Source organism: Parviterribacter kavangonensis, from assembly GCF_056863335.1.
In genome coordinates, this window is record NZ_JBXPJA010000001.1 from 2,182,671 (window position 1) to 2,207,888 (window position 25,218).

The 25,218-nt window shown below is 72.3% G+C and carries 24 protein-coding genes and 1 pseudogene; 1 reads left to right on the plus strand and 24 read right to left on the minus strand.

What is annotated here, in order from left to right:
- Positions 1-2 precede the first annotated feature (2 nt).
- The 9 genes and pseudogenes from AC1UE4_RS11190 to radA all read right to left on the minus strand — a co-directional run bounded on the left by AC1UE4_RS11190 (position 3) and on the right by radA (position 9,220).
- Positions 3-659: a class I SAM-dependent methyltransferase gene (locus AC1UE4_RS11190; RefSeq protein WP_482917306.1), complete on the minus strand. Its 657-nt coding sequence runs from the start codon at positions 657-659 to the stop codon at positions 3-5.
- A gap of 190 nt (positions 660-849) precedes the next feature.
- A complete protein-coding gene (locus tag AC1UE4_RS11195) occupies positions 850-2,460 on the minus strand; it encodes a Na+/H+ antiporter (protein WP_482917307.1) in 1,611 nt (536 codons plus the stop codon).
- The gene (ispF, locus tag AC1UE4_RS11200) at positions 2,457-2,930 is read right to left on the minus strand and encodes a 2-C-methyl-D-erythritol 2,4-cyclodiphosphate synthase (RefSeq protein ID WP_482917308.1); all 474 of its coding nucleotides are present in this window, start codon (positions 2,928-2,930) and stop codon (positions 2,457-2,459) included. The genes AC1UE4_RS11195 and ispF overlap by 4 nt, the downstream gene beginning before the upstream one ends.
- Positions 2,927-3,760 (minus strand): histidinol-phosphatase, encoded by an 834-nt coding sequence (locus AC1UE4_RS11205; RefSeq protein WP_482917309.1) that lies wholly within the window; start codon positions 3,758-3,760, stop codon positions 2,927-2,929. Before AC1UE4_RS11205 ends, ispF begins: the two co-directional genes overlap by 4 nt.
- A 23-nt stretch (positions 3,761-3,783) precedes the next feature.
- Positions 3,784-4,413 (minus strand): annotated as a pseudogene (gene ispD, locus AC1UE4_RS11210) (2-C-methyl-D-erythritol 4-phosphate cytidylyltransferase); the annotation flags it as partial.
- 17 nt (positions 4,414-4,430) lie between these two features.
- On the minus strand, positions 4,431-4,994 hold the full coding sequence (locus AC1UE4_RS11215; protein ID WP_482918234.1) for a CarD family transcriptional regulator: 564 nt from the start codon (positions 4,992-4,994) through the stop codon (positions 4,431-4,433).
- Between the two features lie 67 nt (positions 4,995-5,061).
- Positions 5,062-6,174: a DNA integrity scanning diadenylate cyclase DisA gene (gene disA, locus AC1UE4_RS11220; RefSeq protein WP_482917310.1), complete on the minus strand. Its 1,113-nt coding sequence runs from the start codon at positions 6,172-6,174 to the stop codon at positions 5,062-5,064.
- 99 nt (positions 6,175-6,273) lie between these two features.
- The gene (locus tag AC1UE4_RS11225; RefSeq protein ID WP_482917311.1) at positions 6,274-7,644 is read right to left on the minus strand and encodes a hypothetical protein; all 1,371 of its coding nucleotides are present in this window, start codon (positions 7,642-7,644) and stop codon (positions 6,274-6,276) included.
- A 94-nt stretch (positions 7,645-7,738) separates the two neighbouring features.
- Complete coding sequence (radA, locus tag AC1UE4_RS11230) at positions 7,739-9,220, minus strand: DNA repair protein RadA (protein WP_482917312.1); 1,482 nt, start codon at positions 9,218-9,220, stop codon at positions 7,739-7,741.
- Between the two features lie 96 nt (positions 9,221-9,316).
- On the opposite strand from radA, the gene AC1UE4_RS11235 reads away from it, so the two are divergent.
- On the plus strand, positions 9,317-9,748 hold the full coding sequence (locus tag AC1UE4_RS11235) for an OsmC family protein (RefSeq protein ID WP_482917313.1): 432 nt from the start codon (positions 9,317-9,319) through the stop codon (positions 9,746-9,748).
- A gap of 39 nt (positions 9,749-9,787) precedes the next feature.
- On the opposite strand, the gene AC1UE4_RS11240 is transcribed toward AC1UE4_RS11235, so the two are convergent.
- From AC1UE4_RS11240 to AC1UE4_RS11310, 15 genes are all read right to left on the minus strand, one after another.
- The gene (locus tag AC1UE4_RS11240) at positions 9,788-10,597 is read right to left on the minus strand and encodes a hypothetical protein (protein ID WP_482917314.1); all 810 of its coding nucleotides are present in this window, start codon (positions 10,595-10,597) and stop codon (positions 9,788-9,790) included.
- An 85-nt stretch (positions 10,598-10,682) separates the two neighbouring features.
- A complete protein-coding gene (locus tag AC1UE4_RS11245) occupies positions 10,683-11,801 on the minus strand; it encodes a cystathionine gamma-lyase (protein ID WP_482917315.1) in 1,119 nt (372 codons plus the stop codon).
- Positions 11,788-12,003, minus strand: coding sequence for a CDGSH iron-sulfur domain-containing protein (locus AC1UE4_RS11250; protein WP_482917316.1), 216 nt, complete (start codon positions 12,001-12,003; stop codon positions 11,788-11,790). Before AC1UE4_RS11250 ends, AC1UE4_RS11245 begins: the two co-directional genes overlap by 14 nt.
- A gap of 86 nt (positions 12,004-12,089) precedes the next feature.
- Positions 12,090-14,684, minus strand: a complete 2,595-nt coding sequence (locus AC1UE4_RS11255; protein ID WP_482917317.1) for an ATP-dependent Clp protease ATP-binding subunit — start codon at positions 14,682-14,684, stop codon at positions 12,090-12,092.
- Positions 14,685-14,817: 133 nt separating this feature from the next.
- A complete protein-coding gene (locus tag AC1UE4_RS11260) occupies positions 14,818-15,879 on the minus strand; it encodes a site-specific DNA-methyltransferase (protein ID WP_482917318.1) in 1,062 nt (353 codons plus the stop codon).
- A gap of 29 nt (positions 15,880-15,908) precedes the next feature.
- Positions 15,909-16,580: a LuxR C-terminal-related transcriptional regulator gene (locus AC1UE4_RS11265; protein ID WP_482917319.1), complete on the minus strand. Its 672-nt coding sequence runs from the start codon at positions 16,578-16,580 to the stop codon at positions 15,909-15,911.
- A complete protein-coding gene (locus AC1UE4_RS11270; protein ID WP_482917320.1) occupies positions 16,577-17,812 on the minus strand; it encodes an ATP-binding protein in 1,236 nt (411 codons plus the stop codon). The genes AC1UE4_RS11265 and AC1UE4_RS11270 overlap by 4 nt, the downstream gene beginning before the upstream one ends.
- Positions 17,813-17,830: 18 nt before the next feature.
- Positions 17,831-18,004, minus strand: coding sequence for a hypothetical protein (locus AC1UE4_RS11275; RefSeq protein WP_482917321.1), 174 nt, complete (start codon positions 18,002-18,004; stop codon positions 17,831-17,833).
- Positions 17,994-19,229 carry a PspC domain-containing protein gene (locus AC1UE4_RS11280; RefSeq protein WP_482917322.1) on the minus strand — a complete coding sequence of 412 codons (1,236 nt, stop codon included), beginning with the start codon at positions 19,227-19,229 and terminating at the stop codon, positions 17,994-17,996. The genes AC1UE4_RS11275 and AC1UE4_RS11280 overlap by 11 nt, the downstream gene beginning before the upstream one ends.
- 51 nt (positions 19,230-19,280) lie before the next feature.
- Positions 19,281-19,925 carry a Clp protease N-terminal domain-containing protein gene (locus tag AC1UE4_RS11285; RefSeq protein WP_482917323.1) on the minus strand — a complete coding sequence of 215 codons (645 nt, stop codon included), beginning with the start codon at positions 19,923-19,925 and terminating at the stop codon, positions 19,281-19,283.
- A 28-nt stretch (positions 19,926-19,953) separates the two neighbouring features.
- Entirely contained in the window at positions 19,954-21,390 is a 1,437-nt protein-coding gene (gene lysS, locus AC1UE4_RS11290; protein WP_482917324.1) for a lysine--tRNA ligase, read from the minus strand.
- 15 nt (positions 21,391-21,405) lie between these two features.
- Entirely contained in the window at positions 21,406-21,882 is a 477-nt protein-coding gene (greA, locus tag AC1UE4_RS11295; protein ID WP_482917325.1) for a transcription elongation factor GreA, read from the minus strand.
- Positions 21,883-21,942: 60 nt separating this feature from the next.
- Positions 21,943-22,926 (minus strand): tRNA dihydrouridine synthase, encoded by a 984-nt coding sequence (locus AC1UE4_RS11300; RefSeq protein WP_482917326.1) that lies wholly within the window; start codon positions 22,924-22,926, stop codon positions 21,943-21,945.
- Between the two features lie 10 nt (positions 22,927-22,936).
- Complete coding sequence (locus tag AC1UE4_RS11305; protein WP_482917327.1) at positions 22,937-24,433, minus strand: glycosyltransferase family 39 protein; 1,497 nt, start codon at positions 24,431-24,433, stop codon at positions 22,937-22,939.
- Complete coding sequence (locus tag AC1UE4_RS11310; RefSeq protein ID WP_482917328.1) at positions 24,430-25,197, minus strand: type III pantothenate kinase; 768 nt, start codon at positions 25,195-25,197, stop codon at positions 24,430-24,432. The genes AC1UE4_RS11305 and AC1UE4_RS11310 overlap by 4 nt, the downstream gene beginning before the upstream one ends.
- Positions 25,198-25,218 lie beyond the last annotated feature (21 nt).

Sequence of the window (25,218 nt, forward strand, 5' to 3'; positions counted from 1 at the left end):
CCTCAGCGCGCGACGAGGACCGCGAACCGGTGGTCGTCGAAGGCGCACTCGGCGTGCGCGAAGCCGGCGGCGCGCAGCCAGGAGAGCTGGTCGGCCACGGTCGCGCAGCGGTCGAGGCGCATCCGCTCCTCCGCGGCCGCCCACTCCTCCGGCGTCGACCCGCGAGCGAACGCCTCGTCGCGGTGCCAGCGCCGGTACGCGTCCTCGAGGTCCGGGGAGGGTGCCGAGACCTGCTCGGCGTTGACGAACGCGCCACCCGGCGCGAGCGCCGCCCGGACGCGGCCGAAGAGCACCCGCTTGCCGGCGTCGTCGAGGTGATGGATGGCCAGCGCCGACACGACCGCGTCCCAGGGGCCGTCCGGCAGCGGATCGGCGAGGTCACCGACGACGTAGGCCGCTCCGTCCCCCAGCCGCCGCCGCGCCTCGTCGAGCATCGCCTCCGACCCGTCGAGCAGCGTCAGCTGCGCACCCGGATGGGCCGCGGCCATCATCGACGCCAGCAGCCCCGTCCCCGCCCCGAGATCCAGCACCCGCCGCGGCGCGTCCGGAAGCGCCCCCACGGCCGTCCCGTAGAAGGCATCGAACGGCGGGATCAAACGCCGCCGAGCGCCGTCGTAGTCCCCGGCCTGCGCATCGAAGACCGCCGCTGCGTCCGTCATGACGTACAAGCGTACGCCATCCGAAAGGGGGACAGTCCCTTTAGGTTGGGGGACAGTCCCTTTAGGTTGGGGGACAGTCCCTTCATCTGAAGTCAACGAACCGGCCCGCTGGGGGACAGACCCTCAACATGAAGGGACTGTCCCCGGCGATGAAGGGACTGTCCCCGGCGATGAAGGGACTGTCCCTGCGTTAGGGGCGGCCGCCGTCGAGGCGGGTCTCTTCGAGGTCGAGGTCGTGCTCGACCCGGCGGAGGACCTCGTCTCCGATGCGGCCTTCGCGGCGGAGCGTCATGAGCGCTGTGCGCTGGGCGGCGAGGATCTCGAGGAGGAGGCGCTGGTAGTCCTGGGAGCGGCCGTCGATGTTCTCCTCCTCGCCGTCGGCCTTCCCGAGACGCTCGAGGAAGCGCCGGCGGCGGAAGTCGTACATGCCGCGGACGCGGTCGGCCGTGTCGTCGCGGACCCACTCCTCGCCGACGAGCTCGTCGACGCGCTCGACCGCCGCCTTCGCGGCCAGCATCCGCGCCTTGTTCTCCTCGTACGCCATCTGGTCGTCGTCGGTGATGCCGAGCACGCGCATGAGCCACGGCAGCGAAAGGCCCTCCACGCAGACGGTCCACAAGATCGTGGTGAACGCGAACAGCACGATCAGGTCGCGACCGGGCACCGACTCCGGGATCGCCAGCGCCGCAGCCAGCGAGACCGCGCCGCGCATGCCGGTGAACGCGACGATCGTCGTCTCGCGGGGGTCGGGCGACGGGCCGCGCCGCATGAGCGCCGGGAAGCACCACTGCGGCACGTACGTCGAGGAGAAGACCCAGAAGAAGCGGATCGCCATGACGCCGAGCGCGATCAGCAGCGCGTCCCCCGCGAGCGAGACGAACGACTCCCCCTCCAGCGCGTCGACGATCCCCGGCAGCTGCAGCCCGACGAGGACGAAGAGGATCGAGTTCAGCACGAAGACAAGCAGCCGCCACAGCGCGATGAGCTGCAGCCGCGTCTCGGCGGTCGTCAGCACCGTCGCGCGGAAGCCGAGGTAGATCCCCGCCGTCACCGCCGCGACCACGCCGGAGGCGCCGACCGCGTCGGCCGGCAGGTACGCGAAGTAGGCCGTGACGAGCGAGAGGACCGTCTCGGTTGGCGCGTCCTCGATGCGCCGGCGCACGGCGGACACCGCGACGCCGACGGCGAGGCCGATCGCCACGCCACCCGAGACGCTGAGGACGAACTCCCCCGCGGCGTCGGCGAGCGAGAACGTCCCGCTGACGGCGGCCGCCAGCGCGAACTTGTAGGCGATCAGGCCCGTCGAGTCGTTGACGAGGCTCTCGCCCTCGAGCACCGCGACGACCCGCTGCGGCGCCCCGACGCGGCTGAGAATGGCCGACGCCGCCACCGGGTCGGTCGGCCCGAGCACGGCGCCGAGGACGAACGCCTCCTCCCACGACAGCTCGCCCACGAGCATGTGGGCGAGCACCGCGATCCCCACCGTGGTGAACAGCACGAGACCGACCGCGAGCAGGCCGATCTGCCCCACGTTGCGGCGCAGCTCGCGCAGGTCCGAGAAGAACGCCGCGGAGTACAGCAGCGGCGGCAGGACGAGCACGAGCACCATGTCCGGCTCGAGCCGGACATCGGGCAGGCCGGGGAAGAACCCGAGGACGGCGCCGCCCAGCGTCAGCCAGATCGGGTACGGCACGCGGCTGATGTAGGCGAGCACGAGCAACACGCTCACGCTCAGCAGCACCCCGCTGAGGACCCACTCCAGCTCGTGCTCACCGCCGCCCGCAGCGAGCACGGCGTTCATGGCCGGGCCAGCGTCGCGACGGCGAGCGCCGCGACGCCCTCCGCACGGCCGACGAAGCCGAGGCCTTCGCCGGTCGTCGCCTTCACGTTGACCCGATCGGGCGCGACGGCGAGCGCACCGGCCAGCGCGTCGCGGATCGCGGCCTTGTGCGGCGACAGCTTCGGGCGCTCCATCAACACGGTCGTGTCGACGTGGAGGATCTCACGCGAGCCGAGGAGAGCGACGACGTCGCGCAGCAGTGCGAGCGAGTCGGCGCCGCGCCACGCCTCCTCGGTGTCCGGGAAGTGCTCGCCGATGTCGCCCAGCGCCGCGGCGCCGAGCAGCGCGTCGATGACGGCATGCGTGAGCACGTCGGCGTCCGAGTGGCCGTGCAGGCCGCGGTCGTGCTCGATCCGCACGCCGCCGAGGATGAGCGGCCGCCCCTCGACGAGCCGGTGGCTGTCCCACCCGATGCCGGTCGAGACGCTCACGTCGCGCCGATCGGCTCGAGCCGCCGCTCGCGGTTCTCGAACACGCACAGCTCGGTGACGCCGAGGTCGCTCAGCACCTCGAGCGCGCGGTCGTACCCGAAGCCGAGCTGGTCGGCGGTGTGGGCGTCGCTCGACAGCGCGATCGGGTTGCCGGCGTCGAGGACCATCTCGAGGAACGCGGTGTCGGGGTAGAGCTCGCCCACCGGCTTGCGCAGCCCGGCCGTCGAGACCTCGATCGCGATCCCGGACTCGGCGATGCCCTCCATCGCGCGGTCGTAGAAGCGGCGCAGGTCGCCGTCGGGGCGCGGGCGCTCCTTGCCCCACATCTTCACGAGGTCCGGGTGCGCGAGGACGTCGAACATGCCGGTGCGGGCCAGCTCGCCGAGCCAGTCGAAGTACGTGCTCCACACCTTGTCCGGCGACGAGGCGGTGTTCCACACGTCGTACTTGTCGTAGTCGATCGCGTGGTCGCCGAGGAAGTGGATCGAGCCGACGACGTAGTCCCACGGCCGGTCCTCGAGCAGCGAGGCCATCCGGTCCTCGCGCCCGGGGATGAAGTCGGCCTCGATGCCGAGCTTGAGGTCGGTCTCCTCCCGGACGAACGCGCAGTAGGCATCGATGTCGTCGCGCGCGTACTCCTGCCAGAGCGGGTGGCGCCAGACATCGAGGGCGGCGGTGAAGCGGTAGACGTGCTCGCTGACGCCGAGCTCGGCGATCCCGCGCTCGGCGGCGACGGTGCGGTAGTTCTCGGCGTTCGCGGGCGTGAAGTAGCGGTCCGGCCCCGCGTCGCGCTCGTCCGGACGCAGGTGGACGTGGTAGTCGGTCAGCACGTCCGAGTGACTGTACGAAGCGGTCAGCGCTCGGCCAGCAGGAGCTCCGCGACCCGGAGATCGAGCGGCGTCGTGACCTTGAGGTTCTCGCGCGGCGCCTCCACGACGCGCACGACACCGCCGGCCGCCTCGACCAGCGATGCGTCGTCGGTCGCGCGAGCGAGCACGTCGTCGGGCTGGGCGAGTACCGCCTCGAGCGCGGCGCGGCGGAACACCTGCGGCGTCTGGACGGCCCACAGCCGGGAGCGGTCGAGCGTCCGGGCGACGATCCCGTCCTCCCCCGCCTCCTTCGTCGTGTCGGTGACCCGCGCGGCGGCGACGACCGCGTCGGCTCCCTCGAGGGCGGCGAGGCACCGCTCCACCAGATCGACGTCGAGCATCGGCCGCGCGGCGTCCTGGACGAGGATCGGGTCGCCGCTCGACGCGGCCAGCGCGTTGCGGACCGAGTGCGAGCGCTCGGCGCCCCCGGCCACGACGACGGCTCCGTCGGGCGGCGCCGCCGCGAGCTCCGGCGGGCCGGCGATCACGACCTCGCCGATCGAGGGCGCCGAGCGCAGCGCCTCGAGCGACCACGCGTAGAGCGGACGGCCCCGAACGACGACGAGCGCCTTGGGCCGGTAGGACCCAAGGCGCTCGCCACGACCTGCTGCGACGAGAAGCGCTGAAGCGCTTACTTCGCAGCCACCACCTTCTGGCCGGCGCTCTCGGCGAGCAGCTCGTCCAGGTAGAGCTCGGCCTCGTCCTCGTCCTTCTCGAGCGCGTACATCAGCTCGGACGCGAGGATCTTCTTGGCGCGGGTGAACATCTGCTTCTCACCCGTCGACAGGCCCTTCTCGTGCTCACGCAGCGCGAGGTTGCGAACGACCTCGGCGAGCTCGTAGATGTCGCCCGTCTTGATCTTGTCGCGGTTGTGCTTGAACCGGCGGTTCCAGTTCTTGGGCATCTCCGACACGTCGTCCTGAAGCACCGACAGGACCTTCTTGACGGCCTCCTCGTCGATGATGCGACGAAGACCGGCCTTGCCCGCGTTCTCACACGGGACCATCACGGTCATGTCGTTGTGGAGGATCTTGATGGTGAGGTACTGCTTCACCTCACCGAGGATGTTCTTGTCCTCCTTCTTGACGACCTTGCCGGCGCCGTGGTGCGGGTACACGACGGAGTCCCCGATCTCGAAGTCGATGCACTCGGGCTCGGGGACCAGGTCCTCCAGGTTGATCTCGTCGGTGTCGATGGTCTCGGGAATGGTGCCCTCCTAGTTCCACGGCGCGGTCCTTCTGGCCCGGTGCGCCGCCTGTGTGTCAGGTCTGCAAGTAGCGGTCCACGAGGTTGATCTCCTGCAGGCGGCGGAGGCCCTCGCGGATGTCCTTCGCCCTGATCTCGCCGACGCCCTCGACCGTCTCCAGCTCGGCGTCCGTGGCGGCGAGGATGCCGTCCAGGCCGCCGAACTCGCGCACGATCTGCCCGACGACGAGCTTGGGCAGGCGCGGGATCCGTCCGAGGATCCTGTAGCCGCGCGGCGAGACGGGGTAGTCGAGCGTGTTGAGCTTGCGGTCGTAGCCCAGGACCTCGGCGAGGCGGCCGAAGTCGAGCAGGTCCTGGTGCGGGAGCCTGCCGAGCTGGTCGAGCGCCGCGGCGAACGTCTCGTCGTCGCCGTCGGCGAGGTAGTCGCGGACGAGCGCCTGCTTGTCCCCCGCGACCCCGACCATCGTCTCCTCGAGCTGCATCTCGATGAGCCGGCCCTCCATGCCGAGCTCGACGATGTAGCGCTCGATCTCGACGGCCATGCGGGTGACCATCTCGGACCGCTGCAGGACGGTCAGGACGTCGTGGAGCGTCGCGCCGCCCTCGAACTCGAGCGCCGTGAGGCGGGTCGAGACCTGGTCGAGGCGGCTGCGGTACTTGTCGAGCGTCGCGAGCGCCTGGTTGGCCTTCGCGAGCACGACCGGGATGTCCTCGAGGATGTACTTCGCGCCGTCCACGTAGAGCGAGACGACGTCGCGGCGCTGGCTGATCGCGATGACGAGGGCGTCGGTCTGCTTCGAGACGCGCTCGGCCGTGCGGTGGCGGGTGCCGGTCTCGAGGCTGAGGATCGTGGGGTCCGGCATCAGCTGGACGTTGGCCCAGCTGATCTTCGTCGCGTTGCCGTTCAGCGCGATCGCGCCGTCCATCTTCGCCACCTGGTAGAGCAGCGCCGGCGTGTAGTCGATCTCGAGCTTGATGCCGCCCGAGAAGAGGAAGCTGAGGTCCTCCGGCTCACCGATCACGATGAGGCCACCGGTGCGGGCATGGACGATGTTGTCGATGCCTTCACGGAGCGCCGTGCCGGGCGCGACCATCTCCAGCGCCTTGACGAGCCGGGGCTCTTGGCGTGCTTCGAGCTCAGCGAGCTCTTCCCCGGTACGTGGCACCATCAGACCCCCATTCTAGCGGAGACAGGGGTCTGACCGGGTCTCAGCCGCCCACTCTAGGGGAAGACCGGACCGCCGCGCGTTGAGGCCCTCTGCGGCCCCTCAGAAGTCCCCTCCGCCGCCGAAGTCGCCGCCGCCGCCGAAGTCCCCTCCCCCGCCGAAGTCGCCGGGATCGAAGCCGCCGCCGCCGAAGTCGCCGCCGCCGAAGTCGCCCCCCTCGCCCCCGTCCCCGTAGAAGCCGCCCCCGAAGCCGAAGCCGGGGCCGGCGAGCAGCGAGCCGAAGAGCATCCCCGGCAGGAAGCCCCCGAAGCCGCCGAAGAAGCCGCCGGCGTACGGGCCGTAGTACGCCGGAGCGTCGTAGATCGGCATGCGCCCGTACGCCGTCTCGTACTCGCGGACGAGCGGCGCGTTGCCGCTCTCGATCCGCACGGCGTCCGCCTCGCAGGCGGGGACCGGCCGGTCCTGGTAGCCGTCGGGCGACCAGAGGACCTCGCGGGTCGACGGGCCGTGGCGCGGGTCGAAGAAGCAGGGCGGCCGGCGCTCCGGGGGCTGCTGACCGGCCAGCCGCGCCTTGGCCGAGGTCATCGCGAAGCGGCCCTCCTCGAGCGCCTCGCCGATCGGGCCGAAGTCCTCGGGCCCTCTGGCGCGGTCGAGCATGCGATCGGCCTCCTCGTAGCGCTGCAGCGCGGCGGCGTAGTCGTCCCTCGCCCTCGGGTCGGCGTCCGGCATCTCGACGTCGATGTCGAGCGCGCGGATGTCGTCGCCGAGCGCTACCAGGTCGTCGCGCGCGCTGCCGCGGAGGTCCTCGACCTGCGCCTCGAGCTCCTTGCGCTGCCGGCGCCGGCGCCGCCATGCCACGAAGCCGAAGCCGCCCGCGATGAGCGCGAGCAGGCCGAGGAGTCCGGTTCCTCCTCCGCCGGGGCTGCCGTCGCCCGGCGCTGCGCCGCCGTTGGCCTTCGCCTCGCCGACGAGGTCGACGAAGCGCTCGAGGATCGGGAACGCGCCGTTCGCGCGCTGCTCGTCGAGCGCCTTCCCGGCGAGCTCGCGCGCCGCGCCGTCGTCGAGCGCGCCGCGCGACTGACCGGCCCGGAACGAGCGGCCGGCGATGATCGCGTAGACGCCGGGGCGGCCGACTCCCTTCGCGATCTCGAGCAGCGCCGACGCCGCGTCGCCGCCCGCCTCCTGCTTGATCGCGTCGCGCGTGACGGCGATGTAGAGCGGGCCGGCGTTGCGCTCGGAGATGCGACGGCGCAGCTCGTCGGCTTGCTCCTCGCTGATCGCCGCCTCCGCCTCGGGATCGACGTAGACGGAGGAGCTGGAGAGCCCGTCGACGGCGCGGCCGACGAGGGTCTCCGATGCGGTCTGCTCCGGCGCCGCGCCCGACTTCGGGAGCACGAGGTCCTGCGCGCTCGCCGAAGAGGTGGCAAGCAGCGTGACGATGAGCGCGGCGAGGGCGACGAACGAACGGGTCACGCCCCGGGCGTTCCCGGGTCGGCGCTTCGCGAACCGCGGACGGTCGTTGACGATCACCCCGTCGGCCGGCGGAGCCGACGTGGTCGTTCGAAGATCAGGCGGCGCGCTGCTCGCGCGCCCCCGCTCCGAGAGCGATCCGGATCGCGTCCCGGAGCGTCCGCACCTCGGTCACCCCGCTCTCCGGCGGCCCGAGGACCGTCGGAAGACCGAACTTGGAGGCCTCCTCGCGCCGCCGGTCCGCATGACCGACGCTCCGGATCTCGCCGGTGAGACCGACCTCGCCGAAGGCCGCGAGAGGGGCCGGAGAGCCGTCGGCGCCGGCGCGCGAAGAGCTTCCGGCGGAGACGGCGGCCCGGGAGGAGCCTCCGGCCGAGGCGACGGCCCGAGAGGAGCCTCCGGCGGCGGCCGGGCCTCCCAGCGCGATGCCCTTCGCGGCCGAGGCGACGGCGAGGGCTATCGCGAGGTCGGCGCCGGGTTCGTCGATGCGGACCCCTCCGACGACGTTGACGAAGACGTCGGCGGTGCCGACGCCGATGCCGGCGTGGCGGCCGAGGACGGCGAGGACGAGCGCGAGGCGGTTGCGGTCGAGGCCGTTGACCACGCGGCGGGGCGGGACGAGCTCGGACGGGCTGACGAGCGCCTGGACCTCGACGAGCAGCGGGCGGGTGCCCTCCATCGAGGCGAGGACGACGGAGCCGGGCGCGCGGGTGGCTTCGCCGACGAACCGGGCGCTCGCGTCGAGCACCTCGACGAGCCCGCCGGAGCGCATCTCGAAGACGCCCGCCTCGTTCGTCGAGCCGAACCGGTTCTTCAAAGCGCGCAGGGTGCGGTACGTCCGCTCGCGCTCGCCCTCGAACTGGAGGACCGTGTCGACGAGGTGCTCGAGCACGCGCGGGCCGGCGAGCGACCCCTCCTTCGTCACGTGCCCGACGAGCAGCACGGCGATCGACAGCCGCTTTGCGACCTCCATGATCCGCGAGGCGACCTCGCGGACCTGCCCGACGGAGCCCGGCGCGCCGGTCAGCTCGGGCGCGTGCAGCGTCTGGACGGAGTCGATGACGCAGACCTCCGGCCGTTCGGCCTCCAGCGTCGCCACGACGGTGTCGAGGTTCGTCTCCGCCAGCACCGGAACCTCGAGCGCCGCGCCGGCCAGGCGCTCGGCCCGCAGGCGGATCTGCGCCGCGGACTCCTCGCCCGAGACGTAGAGCGTCCGCCGCCCTGCGCCGGCGACGTTCCCGAGCGCCATGTTGGTCAACGTCGACTTGCCGATCCCCGGCGAGCCGCCGAGCAGCACGAGCGAGCCGGGGACGATGCCGCCACCGAGGACGCGATCGAGCTCGCCGATCCCCGTCAGCAGCCGCGGCACCGGCGTCGTGTCGACGTTCTTCAGCGGCCGCGGCGTCCCCGCCGCGACGCCGGACCGCCGGCCCCGCGCAGCCCCACCGGCCGAGGCGGCGGGCTCCACCCGCTCCTCGACCAGCGTGTTCCACGCGCCGCACCCGGGGCAGCGCCCCTGCCAGCGCGGCGTGGAGTGCCCGCACTCCGAGCAGACGTGGATGGTGGTCGCGCGTGCCATCTGAGGTCGCCGACCCTAGAGCCGGGGGTAGACGGCACCGGGCCCGTCCGCCGATGACGTGGCAGACTCGGCACGACTTCGACGCAGGAGGAGCAGATGGCGACACGCAACGGCAGCGCCCACTGGGAGGGCGACCTCCAGTCCGGCAACGGCCGGATCACCGTCGGCAACGGCATCTTCGAGGGCAACTACTCCTTCAAGACCCGCTTCGAGGAGGGCGAGGGCGGTACGAACCCCGAGGAGCTGCTCGCCGCCTCGCACGCAGGCTGCTTCACGATGGCGCTGAGCCTCGTCCTCACGAACGACGGCCACCCGCCGCAGGCGCTCGACACGTCCGCGCGCGCCCAGCTGCGCAACGTCGACGGCGTCCCCACCATCACGCAGATGCAGCTCGAGGTCACCGGGTCGGTCGAGGGGATCGACCAGGCGAAGTTCGAGGAGGCCGCGAACGCCGCGAAGGAGAGCTGCGTCATCTCGCGCGCCCTCGCCGGCGTCGACGAGTTCACGCTGAAGGCGACGCTGTCCTGAGGTGATCGGGGCCGGGGACAGACCCCGGCCCCGGATGCCTCACTTCACCGTCACGACCTTCGTCATCCCCAGCGCCACGTGCGGCGGGGCCTTCGGCCCGTTCTGGAGGAAGCAGGCGAAGAGGTACTTGCCGGGCCGCAGCTTCGCGTCCACGTCGTTGACCGTCTCCGGCGACACGACGTCGACCAGCGCGCTCGGCGGGCCCGCGAACGCGTTGCGCGGCTCCTTGCCGGCCGACAGCTTGCGGAGCACCGCCTTGGTGTTCACGCCCTTCTTGAACTGCATGACGATCGCGTGGTGCAGGTGCTTGCCGTCGTTCTCGACGCGGAACACGCCGGAGCGCGGCAGCGTCGACGGCATCGCGAACTCGTAGTCCTTCAGGCCGATCTTCACGTCCGCGGCGGGCGCGACCGCGGTCCCGGCCTCGGGACCCGCATGGAACGACGTGCGGTAGGCGGGCTTCTTGCCGCTCATGTCGACGAGCGCGTAGTCGCCCTCGGCGAGGTCGATCGTGGTGCTGTACCGCGACGCGAAGAACCCGCTGGCGACGAACGTGCCGTACTGCTCGGCCTGCTCGGGCGCCCGCAGCTTCGGCACCGCGGCGGCGAACGCGGCCGGGGTCACGCCGTCCTTCAGCCGCACCACGGCGACGCCCTTCGGCCCGCCCCTGCCGGGAGTGAACCGCAGCTTCGTCGGGCCGGTCTTCAGCGCGTCCGCGCCGGACACCGTCATCGTCTTCGCACCCACCGCGACGTCGACCGTCGGCGGCGCGTCCTGCGCCACCACGACGGCCGCGCCGGCGCCGGTGAGAGCCAGCGCCAGAGCGCCGGAGGTCATGAGCTTCTTCATGGGCGGCGACGCTATGGACTGGTCGCCGTACCCAAAACGGCCGCGCGGACGATCTTGGCGTCGTCCCTGCGGATGACGCCGTCCCCTACGGAAGTCCACCCACGACGTCGGCGACCAGGTCCTCCGGGTCCTCCAGGCCCGCGCTCAGCCGCACGAACCCGTCCGGGACGGCGTCGGTGCCCCACCGCGCGCGCCGCTCCGCGCTCGTGTGCACGCCGCCGAACGACGTGGCCTCCGCGACGAGCGAGCACGCCGCGAGGAACCGCTGCGCCGTCTCGGCGTCCTCCAAGGTGAAGCCCAGCACGCTGCCGAACCGCCCGCTCATCTGGCGCGCCGCGACCGCATGGCCGGGATGATCACTCAAACCGGGGTAGCGCACGTCGCGCACGGCCGAGCTCCCCCGCAGCGCCGTCGCCAGGGCCAGCGCGTTCGAGCACTGCCGCTCCAGCCGCACGTCCAGGGTCGCCAGCGACCGGTGCGCCAGCCACACCTCGAACGGCCCGGGGATCGCGCCGGTCCGCGTGCGGAACGCCCGCAGCTGGTCGGCCAGCACCGCGGTCCGCACGGCGACGTGACCGAGGATGAGGTCCGAGTGCCCGCTCAGCGCCTTCGTGGCGGACGTCATCGAGAGGTCGGCACCGAGCGCCAAGGGCTGCTGCGCCAACGGCGTCGCCAGCGTGTTGTCCACCGCCAGCAGCGCCCCCGCGGCATGCACGTCGTCAGCCAGCGCGGCGAGGTCGAGCACGTCCAGCGCCGGGTTCGACGGCACCTCGACCCACACGAGGCGAGCGCCGGGCAGAGCGTCACGGATCGCCTGCTCCTCAGTCGGCACCAGCCGCACCTCGACGCCCATCGGCACCAGGTGCGTCGTCGCCACGTCGCGCACGCCCGGATACGCATCCGACGGCGCCACGAACACGTCGCCCGGCTCCAGCACCGACAGCAGCACCGCAGTGACCGCCGCCATCCCGCTCGCGAAGATCACCGCCTCGCCGCCCTCCAGCTCGCCGAGCGCCGCCTCGTAGTGCGACCACGTCGGGTTGCCGTAGCGGTGGTAGCGGAACTCGTGCGCGTCGGCCTCGCCGGCGAGGTGGAACGGAGCGGCGAAGACAGGACCGGGCAGGAACGGCTCGCCCTGCGCGGGCGCCGGCAGGCCGGCGTGGACCGCACGGGTCCCGGGCCCGCGCCGCTCAGGATCCGCCATGGACCCGCTCGCAGCTGCGGAAGCCCGCCTCGCGGTGCGACTTGTCGCAGAACGGCTTCGTCCGGCTGTGCCCGCAGCGGCACAGCGCGACCGGCCGGTCGCCCTCGAGCTCCCACGCGTTGCCGTCGGCGTCGACGATCCGCACGGGCCCGGTCACCTTGTACGGCCCGTCGTCGCGGACCTTGATCTCCACCTCGGCCATCCGGTGCAACAGGCTACGGCCGGGAACGAGAGAGGGCGGCCCGCCGGGCCGCCCTCTCGCCAATCACGTCGTTGTCAGAGAGCCGCCTACTCGGCGCTCTCGCCACCCTCGTCGGCCGCCGGAGCGTCCTCGGCGTGCTCGGCCGCCTCGGCCTCGCCGCCGCCGACCGCCGCAGGCACCTTCTTCGGCTGGATGATCGAGAGCTTGATCGGGTCGGCCCCGTCCTCGGCGCCGCCCGGCTCCGGCTCCTCGACGGCGTCGACCATGACGGTCGCGCCCGCCTCGAGCTGCGAGCGCAGGACGAAGTCCGCCAGCGGGTCCTCGATGTAGCGCTGGATCGCGCGGCGCAGCGGCCGGGCGCCCATCGCCGGGTCCCATCCCTTCTCGACCAGCAGGTCGCGGGCCGGCTCGGTGAGCTCCAGCTGGAGCTCGCGCTCGGCCATCGACTCGCGGATCCGCAGCAGCAGGAGGTCGATGATCTGCTTGATCTCGTCCTTCTGGAGCTTGTGGAAGACGATGACGTCGTCGATGCGGTTGAGGAACTCGGGCCGGAAGACCTTCTTCAGCTCGCCCATGATCCGGGTCTTCATGTCGTCGTACGACACGCCCGTCTCGTCCTCGGTGACCGCGAAGCCGAGCGGGGTGTTCCGCGCGATCTCCGAGGCCCCGATGTTCGAGGTCATGATCACGATGCAGTGGCGGAAGTCGACCGTGCGCCCCTGGGCGTCGGTCAGACGGCCGTCCTCCAGGATCTGCAGGAGGATGTTGAAGACGTCCGGGTGGGCCTTCTCGATCTCGTCGAGGAGCAGCACGCTGTACGGCTTGCGGCGGACCGCCTCCGTGAGCTGGCCGCCCTCGTCGTAGCCGATGTAGCCCGGAGGCGAGCCGACGAGCCGCGACACGGCGTGCTTCTCCATGTACTCCGACATGTCGATGCGCACCATCGCGTCCTCGTCGCCGAAGAGGAACTCGGCGAGCGTCCGCGCCAGCTCCGTCTTGCCCACGCCCGACGGGCCCAGGAAGATGAACGAGCCGGTCGGCCGCTTCGGGTCCTTCAGGCCGGCGCGCGAGCGACGGATGGCCTTCGAGATGACCTCGACCGCGGCGTGCTGCCCGATGACGCGCTTGTGGAGCTCCTCCTCCATGCGCATGAGCTTCGCCGTCTCCGCCTCGGTGAGCTTGAAGACCGGGATGCCCGTCCACATCGAGACGATGTCGGCGATCTCCTCCTCGCCGATGGCGGGACGCTCGCCGTCCTCGCCGGACTCCCAGCGCTCCTCGAGCTCGCGCTTCTTGTTCGTCAGCCGGCGCTCCGTGTCACGCAGCGACGCGGCCTTCTCGAACTCCTGCGCCTCGATCGCGGCCTCCTTCGCGCGCCGCGTCGACTCGATCTCGTCCTCGAGCTCCCGGTACACGGGCGGGGACGTCATCGACTTGATGCGCATGCGCGACGCGGCCTCGTCGATGAGGTCGATGGCCTTGTCGGGCAGGAAGCGGTCGGAGATGTAGCGGTCGGCGAGCTCCGCCGCGGCCTCGAGGGCCTCGTCGGTGATCTCGACCTTGTGGTGCGCCTCGTAGCGGTCGCGCAGGCCCTTGAGGATCTGCACGGTCTCCTCGGTCGACGGCTGGTCGACGCGGATCTGCTGGAAGCGGCGCTCCAGCGCGCTGTCGCGCTCGAGGTACTTGCGGTACTCGTCGAGCGTCGTCGCGCCGATCGTCTGGAGCTCGCCGCGGGCGAGCGCCGGCTTGAGGATCGAGGCGGCGTCGATCGCGCCCTCGGCGGCACCCGCGCCGACGAGGTTGTGGAGCTCGTCGATGAACAGGATGATGTCGCCGCGCTGGGTGATCTCCTTCATCACCTTCTTGAGGCGCTCCTCGAACTCGCCGCGGTACTTCGAGCCGGCGACGAGGGCGGCGAGATCCAGCGTGTAGATCTGCTTGCCCTTCAGCAGCTCGGGCACGTCGGCGTTCGTGATGCGCTGCGCGAGGCCCTCGACGACGGCGGTCTTGCCGACGCCCGGCTCCCCGATCAGGACGGGGTTGTTCTTCGTGCGGCGCGAGAGGATCTGCATGATCCTCTCGATCTCGGTCTCACGGCCGACGACGGGGTCGAGCTTGCCGTCGGAGGCGAGCTTGGTGAGGTTGCGGCCGAACTGGTCGAGCAGCTTCGAGGACTTCTTGCCCTCGCCCTGCGGACCGCCCGCGCCGGCGCCGGCGCCGGACTGGCCGCCCTGGCGGCGCCCGCCGGGGCCGGACAGCATCCGGATGACCTCGTTGCGGATCTTCTCGGAGTCGGCGTCGAAGTCGAGCAGGATGCGCGCGGCGACGCCCTCGTTCTCACGGACGAGGCCGAGCAGGATGTGCTCGGTGCCGATGTAGTTGTGGCCGAGGCTGAGCGCCTCGCGGAGTGCGAGCTCGAGGACCTTCTTCGCACGGGGCGTGAAGGGGATCTGGCCCGACGTCACCTCCTCACCGGAGCCGACGATGCGCACGACCTGCGCGCGCACACGCTCAACGGTGATGTCGAGGGACTCGAGGACACGGGCGGCGAGACCCTCCTCCTCCCTGAGGAGGCCGAGGAGGATGTGCTCGGTGCCGATGTAGTTGTGCTTGAGCGTTCGCGCCTCTTCCTGCGCGAGAACGACCACCTGCCTGGCTCGCTCTGTGAATCGCTCGAACATGGTGCTGCTAGGTCCTTCCTGAAGGGGGAGGCGGAAGTGGCTCGAAGGGACGCGAATAGGCCCGGCGCTTACCCGAGTATTCGGCAGGCGAGGCCGAATGGATGAGCGGTCGGGGTCGGTTGGCGGGCATGGTTCAGTCTACCAACGGACCTTCCCCGCTCCGGACCGGCCGAAGCGCCGTGGAGAAGGCCTCTCCGGCCACGCTAGCGAGGCGCGGAAGCGCATGCAGATCGAGGGTCCTGCGTTCCCGTTCGATCCCCACCCAGCGGCGGCCGAGGCGGTGCGCCGCGACAGCTGTGGTGGCCGAGCCGAGGAACGGGTCGAGCACGAGGTCGCCCGGGTCGGTCGCGATCTCGATGATCCGGGTCATGAGGCGTTCGGGCTTGGGGGTGGCGAAGGGGGTTCGGTCGGGCGCGTGCTTGGCGCATTCGGCCCGTGCCTCGGCGGTGTGGCCGACCTCGTCGCAGGGCCACCACGTCCACGGGACGAGGCCCTTCGCCTCCGCTTGGAACACCTTGCGGCGCGGCACGTTGCGGCCTTCGCTGCCGAACCAGATCTCACCTGCCGCGTCCATGCGCCGGAAGCGATCCTGCGTGACGCGCCAGCACGAGCCCGGCGGCGGTTCGACCACCTTCCCCGAGGGCGTCGTGATCGTGTAGTGCTGCTCGGGCGTGGCGTGGCCGGCCTGCGCGACGAGCGACGTCGTGCTCCACGGTCCGCGCGGGTCGCTGTCGGGGTTGCGCCACGTGTTGGCGGGATCGCGCCGCGGCAGTCGGTTTCGGTGCTCGCGCCACCCGTTGCCGAGTGGCGCGTAGACGTGCAGGTACTCGTGGACCGTCCCGATCGCCTTGCGGTTCTCGCGGCTGTACCGGCGCTGCCAGATGACGGTGGCGACGAAGCGGTCCTCCCCCACCAGATCGTCGAGGAGCACGCGCGCGTGGTGCTGCATGCGGTCGTCGCAGTGGAGCCAGAGCGAGCCTCGTTCTCCGAGCAGCGCCCACGTCGCCTCGAGGCGCTCTTCCATCTGCTCCAACCACGTGGCGCGGTCGAGGCTGTCGTGGAAGTCGCCCCAGCGCTCGTGCGTGTTGAACGGCGGGTCGAGGTAGGCCAGCCGGGCGTCGCGCCAGTCCGGGTCGTCCGCGAGCTCGCGCAGGACGGCCAGGTTGTCGCCCTCGATGACGAGGCCAGGCGCCATCGCGGCAACATGGCACCGCGGGCGGACGACTACGCGGGCGGCTCCATCCGCTCCCACGCCCAGCGCGTCAGCTCGTGGCGCGTCGAGAGCTGGAGCTTGCGCAGCACCGCGCTGACGTGGGCCTCGACGGTCTTGGCGCTGATGCCCAGGCGCAGGGCGATCTCCTTGTACAGGTAGCCGCGGGCGATGTGCTGGAGGACCTCCCGCTCGCGCGGGGTGAGCTGGTCGAGCTCGGGGTCGTGCTCCGGCTTCGCGCGCGTCGGCGCCGGCGGCGCCTGCGCGAAGGCGTCGAGCACGAAGCCGGCGAGGCGCGGCGAGAACACCGCGTCGCCGTCGTGCACGCGGCGGATCGCGTCGGCGAGCTCGGCGGCGTCGATCGTCTTCGTGACGTAGCCGCGGGCGCCGGCGCGAATGACCGCGATGACGTCGTCGGGCGCGTCGGAGACGCTGAGCGCGAGGTACTTCGGCCCCGGCGCGCGCGGGATGACGTCGGCGCCGCTGCCGTCCGGGAGGTGAACGTCGAGGAGCACCACGTCGGGCCGCTGGTCGGCGATGCACCGCACCGCCTCGTCGACCGTCGCCGCCTCGCCGACGACCTCGAGCGCCTCGCCGCCCTCCGCGGCGCCGCCGGCCTCCTCCATCTCGGCGCGAACGCCCCTGCGGAACAGGGCGTGGTCGTCGACGAGCAGGACGCGGATCACAGCTCCAGCTCCACTTCCGTTCCCTCTCCCGGCCGCGCGTGGATCGTGGCGCGTCCGCCGTGGCGCTCCATGCGCCCGACGATCGACTCGGTGATGCCGCGGCGGTCGGTCGGCACGTCGGCGGGCTCGAACCCGGAGCCGCGGTCGCGGACGAAGACCTGCGTGCGGTCGCCGCTCGCCTCGGCGTAGACGGACACCTCGCCGCCGCCGTGCTTGGCGCCGTTGACCATCGCCTCGCGCGCGGCGGCGACGAGCGCGGCGGTCCGCTCGTCGAGCTCGCGATCGCCGACGACGACGACCTCGACCTCCGCGCCGTGGGCTGCCTCGACCTCGTTGGCGGCCGCTTCGAGCGCTGCACGCACGGTGCCCGACCCCGTTGTTGCCGTGCCGAGAAGCCAGGCGCGCAGCTCGCGCTCCTGGCGCCGGGCGAGCGCCGCGACGGCCTTCGGGTCGTCCGCGCGCTTCTGCACTAGCGCGAGCGTCTGCAGGACGCTGTCGTGCAGGTGCGCGGCGACCTCGGCCCGCTCCTGCGAGCGGATGCGCTCCGCGCGCTCCTGCGTGAGCGACCGCACGAGGCGCAGGACGAACGGGGCGAAGATGACCGCCAGCGCGACGGCGACCACGAGCGCGCCGAGGGCGACGTCGCGCGCGGCGCTGAGGGCGTGGGTGGCCTGGAGGAAGACGATCGCGGCGGCGATGACGAGCGCGACGCCGAGACCGGTGCGGCTGACGTTGCCGGCGAGGCGGGCGGCGAAGGCTCTCGGCTCCTCGGTCGTCGTCTCGGCGGTTGCGGCGGTCGTGGGCGGGACGGCCGTCGGCGGGGGTGCCGCCGGGCGAGTGGAGGCCTGCGAGCTGCGCCAGATGAGCGCGCCGCCGGCGGCGACGAGCACGAGCGGCCACGTGATCGCGTCGGAGAACCAGGCGACGCCGCTCGCCCGGACGGCGAGCAGCGCGGCGAGCACGAGGAACGCGGCGCCGATCGTCACCTCGACCGTGCCGCGGCCGCCGCGGATCTGCACGCGGCGAGCGCGTCCGTCCTCGCTGGGCACGAGCAGCCAGAGCAGCGCGTAGAGCGGGATCGCGAACCCGCCCGCCACGGTGCCCGCGACGAACCCGAGACGGACGATCAGCGGGTCGATCCCGATCCGCCGCGCGATGCCGGCGCAGACGCCGCCGAGGATCGCGCCGTCCGCGGCGCGGCGCAGCGGGGGCTGTGCGGTGGCGGTCGCCATGGTCCTCGGCGTCAGACGCTAGTGGTCGCGGCTCAGCCCAAGGGCGAGCAGGATCGCCCCGACCACCCCGAACGCCAGCGGCCCCAGCGCCTCGAACCGCAGCGTCAGCACGTCGGCGGCGTCCAAAGCGAGGACGCCGCCGAAGAGCAGCAGGCAGAGGCCGGCGACGATCGAGGGGAGGTCAGGCCGCATCGCGAAGGCAGCCGGCGTTGCCCACCGGGTCGGGGTCGTTGTCGCGGTTGAACCTCCGGCCGGGGCCGAATCCGCCGTGGTCGTCGGCGAGGTCGTGACGGACCTCGACGAAGCCGAGGCCGACGTCCGCGTCGAGGACGACGCGCGGCGCGCCGGGCCGCGACTGGCGGAGGTCGTCGACGTCGACGTCCACGCCGCCGCTCTCGTCGCCGAGCACGTCGATGGCGCCCATCCCGACCTGCGCGGTCGTGGCGACGCAGACGCCGGGGTCGACGAGGACCTGCGCGTGGCCCATCCCGACGTCGACGCCGACGTGGCGGTCGCCGGCGGGGAGGTCGACGCCGCGCAGGTCGATCGTCAGCTCGCCCGCGCCGATCTCGTACGTGTCGCGGATCTCGGCGGCGGTGCTCGGCCGGTACGTCTTGTCGCCGATCCCGCCGTCGAGCGAGATGTCGGCGGCCGCGACGAACCCGGCGGGGATCGCCAGCGCGAGCGCCGGCAGCACGAGCCAGCGGGCCGGCCTGAGGAACGCGGCGGCCAGCACGGCGACGCCCGCGGCGATCACGAGGCCGGCGATGACGCCCTCGCCGCCGGCCGCGGCGCCCCAGAACGCGCCGACGGAGAGGACGGCCATGAGCAGGAGCACGCCGAGCCCGATCAGCGTCGCCTTCGTGATCGACCGCGCGTCGCGGCCGGGCTTGTTGCCGGTCACGAGCCATGCGACGCCCAGCCCGATCAGGACGAGCATCGCCAGGGGCACGACGATCCCGCCGATGGCGATCGCGGGGATGAAGAGGATCGGCCCGAGCGCCACGACGAGCGCGACCACGCCGAGGATCACGAGCCAGCGGTTGCGGGTCGGCTCGGCGGGCGGGACGCCCGGGTGCGCCGGGTCCTCCTCCGGGACGAGCAGGACCGCGGCGATGTAGAGCAGCAGGCCGGCGCCGCCGAACAGCGTCAGGCCGATCGCCGCGATGCGGACGATCACGGCGTCGATCCCGAAGTACCGGGCGACGCCGCCGCAGACGCCGAACAGGACGCGGTCGCCGCGCGAGCGCAGCAGCCGCCGGTTCGGAGGCGGCGACCCGCCGCCCGGAGGGATCGGAGGTGGAGCCCATCCGGGCGTCTCGGGGCCGCCGCGCGGCGGCGCGTCTCCGGCGCCGGAGGTCTCCCCGTGCAGGGGGTCGCCGGGCTCGGGAGTCGGAGGTGTGGGGTTCTCGGTCATCGTGGGAAGAGCGTCGTCCTCGCGACGCCTCCCGACAATCGGGAATGGTCCCTAGGGGTTCTCGGGGGCGGCCGGCGCGGCGGCCTTGAACGCGTCGTGGATCGCCCGGTGGACGTGGTCGACGCTGACCTCGCGGGCGTCCTCTCCGAGGGCGAGCGCTCCGGCCTGCCGGAGCAGCGCCCGGACGTCGTCGCCGAGGACCACCGAGACGCTCGTGGGCACGTCGACCGGCGTGGGCGGGGCGTCCTCGGGCGCGACGGGCTCGCCGCCGGCAAGGGCGTCGAGCAGCGCCTGGCGCAGCACCGCCGGGTCGGCGACGGCGCCGAGGACCTGCTGGGTGATGCCGCGGCGCTCGGCGGTCATCGCCAGGGCGAGGTGCTCCGTGCCGACGGCGTCGTGGCCGAGGCTCATCGCCTCGCTCATCGCGACGTCGAGCGTCCGGCGCAGGCGCGGCTCGAACGGGATCTGGCCGTGCGGCGGCGACGAGCCGCGACCGGCGAGCCGCTCGACCTCCTCGCGCGCCCGGTCGGCCGACAGCCCCAGCCCGCGGAACGCGCGCGCCGCGGTGCCCCGCTCGACGCACAGGACGCCGAGCAGCAGGTGCTCCGTCCCGATCGCCCCGTGCGCCAGGGCGCGGGCCTCGGCCTGCGCGTGGACGACGGCCTGCCGGGCGTCCGGGGTGAAGCGCTCGAACACGCCGCGGACGCTACCGCGCGGTGCGGTCTCAGTCGCGCATCGCCGGGAAGAGCACGACCTCGCGGATCGAGTGCTTCCCGGTCAGAAGCAGCACGAGGCGGTCGATCCCGAGCCCGACGCCGCCGGTCGGCGGCATCCCCTGCTCGAGCGCCTCGACGAACGCCTCGTCGTACGGCTGCGCCTCCTCGTCCCCGCCCATCGACAGCCGCTGCTGCGCCTCGAAGCGCGCGCGCTGCTCGTCGGGGTCGTTGAGCTCGGTGAACGCGTTCGCGATCTCCATCCCGCCGCAGAACGCCTCCCACCGCTCGACGAGGCCCTCCTCGGAGCGGTGGTCCTTGGCGAACGGCGACAGCTCCTTCGGGTAGTCCATGAGGAACGTCGGCTGGATCAGCTTCGGCTCGACGAACTTCGACAAGAGGTCGTCGACGAGCTGCGGCCACGAGCGGTCCTCGGTGGGGAGCCTGTCGCCCACGGCCGCGACCAGCTCCTCGGTCGAGCGGTGCGCGTAGATGTCGACGCCGCTCTCCTCGAGGATCGCGTCGCGCAGCGTCACCCGGCGCCACGGCGGCGAGAAGTCGATCTCGCCCTCGTAGCCGACGGCCGCCGCGACCTGCGAGACGACGTTCTCGAGCCGCGTCGCCTCGTCCTCGTAGTCGGCGTACGCCTCGTACCACTCGATCATCGTGAACTCGGGGTTGTGCTTGTGCGACACCCCTTCGTTGCGGAAGTCCTTGCCGAGCTCGTACACGCGCTCCAGGCCGCCGACGATCAGGCGCTTGAGGTACAGCTCGGTCGCGATCCGCAGGTAGAGGTCGCGGTCGAGCTGGTTGTGGTGCGTGACGAACGGCCGCGCCAGCGCGCCGCCGTACAGCGGCTGCAGCACCGGTGTCTCGACCTCGACGAAGCCCTCGTCGTCGAAGTAGCGCCGCACCGTCGAGATCACCTTGGCGCGCTTGACGAACAGCTCGCGGGTGTCGGCGTTCCCCATGAGGTCGAGCTCGCGCTTGCGGAAGCGCAGTTCGACGTCGGCGACGCCGTGGAACTTGTCCGGCGGCGGGCGCAGCGACTTCGCGAGCACGGTGAAGCCCTCGACGCGCAGCGACAGCTCGCCCTTGCGGGAGCGGAAGACGAGCCCGTCGACGCCGACGAGGTCGCCGAGGTCGAGGGAGAGCAGGCGCTCGTGCTCCTCGGGGTCCAGCGTGTCGGCCTTCGACTGCAGCTGGATGCGGCCCGAGCGGTCCTCGAGGTCGAGGAACGCCATCTTGCCCTGGCCGCGCCGCGCGACGAGCCGCCCCGCCACCCGGTAGCGGTCCGTGCCGTCGACGCCGGCCTCGAGGTCCTCGTGGGCGCGCTGGACCGATGCCGTGGAGACGACGCCGGGGAACTCGTGCGGGAACGGATCGATGCCGTCGGCGCGCAGCTGCTCGAGCTTCTGCCGCCGAGCGGCGAGCAGGTCGTCGCTCAAGGCTGCGGCGCCGCGCTACGCGACTTCGATCTTGGTGATCTTGAGGTCCCGCGACTTGCCGTTCGGCAGCTGGACCGTGACGGTCTCGCCCTTCTTGTGCCCGATCAGGGCACGGCCGACCGGCGACTCGTTGGACAGCTTGCGCTCGGCCGGATCGGCCTCCGAGGAGCCCACGATCGTGTACTGGACGGACTTGCCGCCCTCGTCCTTGATGTGGACGACGGAGCCGACCTGCACCTGGTCGGTCGACAGGTCCTCGGCGGTGATGACGGTCGCGCTCCGCAGCTTCTCCTCGATCGACGCGATCCTCGACTCGAGCATCGCCTGCTCGTTCTTGGCGTCGTCGTACTCGGAGTTCTCGGAGATGTCCCCGTACTCGCGCGCATCCTTGATGCGCTCCGCGACCTCGCGACGCTTGTTCGTCGTGAGGTCCTCGAGCTCTGCCTTGAGCTTCTCGAGGCCTTCAGGGGTGAGGATGACGTCTCGCGGCATGGGCTCTACTGGGGGGGTGGAGGGGCCCGGTCGACCGGGAAAGAGACGGCAGGGTAGCCGCTAGGCGGGCTGGAACGCCAGAGCTCGTCGCGCCTGGTCGACGTTCGTCGTCTGCTGGAGCGCCTGCTGGAGCGCCTTGGCCTCGGGTCCCTCGACCATCCGCTCGACGTACCAGGGGTAGAACTTGCGCAGGTAGCGGCCGGCGCGATCGGGGCCGAGATGCTCCACCGCCCGGTCCATCACCCAGTCGAGCTCGGCGAGGACCTCGTCGCGGCTGGGTTCCTCCTCGCGCTCGCCCAGGACGCGGGCGAAGAGCCACGGGTTCCCCAGCGCTCCGCGGGCGAGCATGATCGCCTCGGCGCCCGTGTAGTCCCAGGCGTCGCGGATCCACTCGGGCTCGCGCATGCCGCCGCTGAGGATCACCGGGGCGTCGAGCGTCTCCACGAGCTCCTTGGCGAGCTCCAGGTCGGGCTCACCCTTGTGGTGGACCTGCGCGGAGCGCGGGTGGAACGTGATCCCCGCGACGCCGGCCTCGTCGACGAGGCGCCGGGCGAGCGTGACGCCGCTCGACCTGTCGCTCTTGCGCTCGCCGCTGCGGAGCTTGACCGTGACGGGCAGCCCCGAGCCCTCGTGCGCCGCCTTCGCGACTGCCACCGCGGTGTCGTGGTCCTTGAGCATCGCGGCGCCGGCTCCGGTCTTCATGACCTTCGGCACCGGGCAGCCCATGTTCAGGTCGATGAGATGCGCGCCGGTCTCGGCGACCGTCCTGGCGGCCGAGCGCATGACGTCGGGGTCCTGGCCGAAGAGCTGGATCGAGACGATGCCCTCCTCCGGGTGGATCCGGAGCATCTCCGTGCAAGTCTTCTCGTTGCCGTAGTGGATCCCGAAGCTCGAGACCATCTCGGAGACGGCGAGGCCGGCGCCGTAGCGGGCGGCCTGCAGGCGCACGAACCAGTTGCCGATGCCCGCGAGCGGGGCGAGCACGACGCGGTTCGGGATCTCGATCCCGCCGAGCGTCCAGGGGTCGGTGAGGCGCCGGGGCACGGCTTCGAGTCTAAGAGGGGCCGACGAGCGCTCCGCCGATGGCTGCCGCGTCGACGGGCGTCGGCGTGGGAGCGGTGAAGTGGATGACCCGGAAGCCCTCCACGGTCCGCTCGCCCTCGGGCACGAACCCGGGCAGCTGGGGGATCGTGGTGACGGGCTGGAGGGAGCGGCCGGTCGTCCGCACGGGCTCGAGCACGACCGTCACCGCAACAACGGGGTCAGGCACCGTGCGTGCACCGGCTGCACGCACGGTGCCTGACCCCTCTGTTGCGTCGAGGTAGTGGTCGGCGACGGGGGCGTTGAGCGCGGGGACGGCAACGACGGGCTCGCTGCGCGGGACGAGCTTCGCCGCCCGCTCCCAGTCGGTCTTCTGGTAGCGCCAGTCGCCGGCGATCAGGAGGACCGTCAGGGTCGCGAGGGCGCCGTAGGCGGCGAGCGGGACGGCGCCGAGGTGGGTGAGCCCGAGGCCGGCAAGCGCGGCGAGGCCCGGCAGGCCGATGAGGAGGTTGCGCAGGAAGAGGTGGTCGTCGATGCCGGTCGCGGCGAGGACGAGCGGCAGGCCGAGCGGGACGGCGACGAGCCCGGCCACCCATGGCCAGTCGCGGCGCAGCGCGATCGCGGCGCCGGCGAGCACCCCGGCGGCGAGGAGCAGGATCCCGGCCGCCTCGAGCAGGGCGTTCGGGACGTTCGGGCCCATCGCGAGCTGCCGTGCGGTCTCCGAGATGCGGCCGCCGAGCGAGCGCTCCCCGATGAACGCGCTGCGCGTGTCGCGCTGGTCGAGGACGAGCGTCAGCAGCGGCGCGGTGAGGACCGCGGCGGTGGCGCCGCCGAGGAGGAGCGGCTTGATCTCGCGGCGCGGCAGCAGCACGGCGGCGAGCCAGAGCGCCTCCCCCAGTGCGAGGTAGACGGCGAAGTAGTGCGTCCACAGCGCCCCGGCGACCGCGACGCCCCAGACGGCGGCGCGGCGGGGCGTCGGCGAGTCCGCGAGGCGCGCCGCCGCGATGACCGTGACGAACGAGAGCGCGACCAGCAGCGCGTAGGCGCGGGCGTCGAGCGCGTACCACGTGAGCACCGGGCTGACCGCGACGACCGCGGCGGCGCCGAGCGCGGCGACCCGGCCGGCGAGCAGCCTCGTCGCCGCGAACGCCAGCGGCACGGACGCGACCGCGGCGACGCCCGAGACGGTGCGTAGCGCCGCCTCCGACCCGCTCCCGATCAGGTGCCGCCAGCCCGCGGTGAGCAGGTAGAAGAGCGGCGGCGTCGACTCGGTGTCGTGGATCGCGGTCCAGAGGTCGCCGAGCGAGCTGGCCGCCGTGATGTGGTCGGTGAACGTCTCGTCGAACCAGAGGCTCTGCGCGCCGAGGAACGGCAACCGCAGCAGCGCCGCGAGGACGGTCAGGGCCGTGACGGCGAGGAAGACGCGCCTGTCGGCGCCGATCCATGGAGGGTCCTCCGGCGCGGCGGCGCCCACCGCGCGGGACTCTTCGGCCGCGACGGCGGCGCTCAACGCGTGTTGCGCTCGTGGAGCAGGCGCAGCCCGGTGAGCGTGAGGAGGTCGTCGACCTCGTCGATGCGCTCGGTGAACGGGACGATGCTGTTGGCGAGGCCGCCGGTGGCGATGACGTCGAACGTCTCCCCCAGCTCGCCCTCGAGCCGGCCGAGGATGCCGTCGATCGCACCGGCGTAGCCGTAGATGATCCCCGACCGGATCGCCTCCACCGTCGACTTGCCGACGACGCCCTTCGGTTCGCTCAGCTCGATCTTCGGGAGCTTCGCGCCGCGCTCGGTCAGCGCGTCGAGGCTGATCTCGATGCCGGGGAGGATCACGCCGCCGAGGTACTCGCCGGCCTGCGAGACGATGTCGAACGTCGTCGCGGTGCCGAAGTCGACGCAGACGCTGCCCTCGCCGTAGCGCTCCCACAGCGCGACCGCGTTGACGAGCCGGTCCGCCCCGATCTCCCGCGGGTTGTCGTACCGGATCGGGATGCCGGTCTTCAGCCCCGGCCCGACGGCGAGCATCTCGTGCCCGAGGTACCGCTGCGCCATCGCGATCCACTCCGGCTCCAGCTGCGGCACGGTCGACGACACGATCGACGCGTCGAGGTCGCCGAACCCGAGCCCCCGCAGCTCCAGCAGCGCCCGCAGCGCCGCACCGAGCTCGTCGGCGGTCGACGTCCGCACCGTCGCGAACCGCCAGTGCTCCACCAGGTCGGTCCCCACGAAGGTCCCGAAGTGGGTCTGGGTGTTGCCGACGTCGACGACCAGGAGCATGGCCGCGCGAGTGTACGCGCG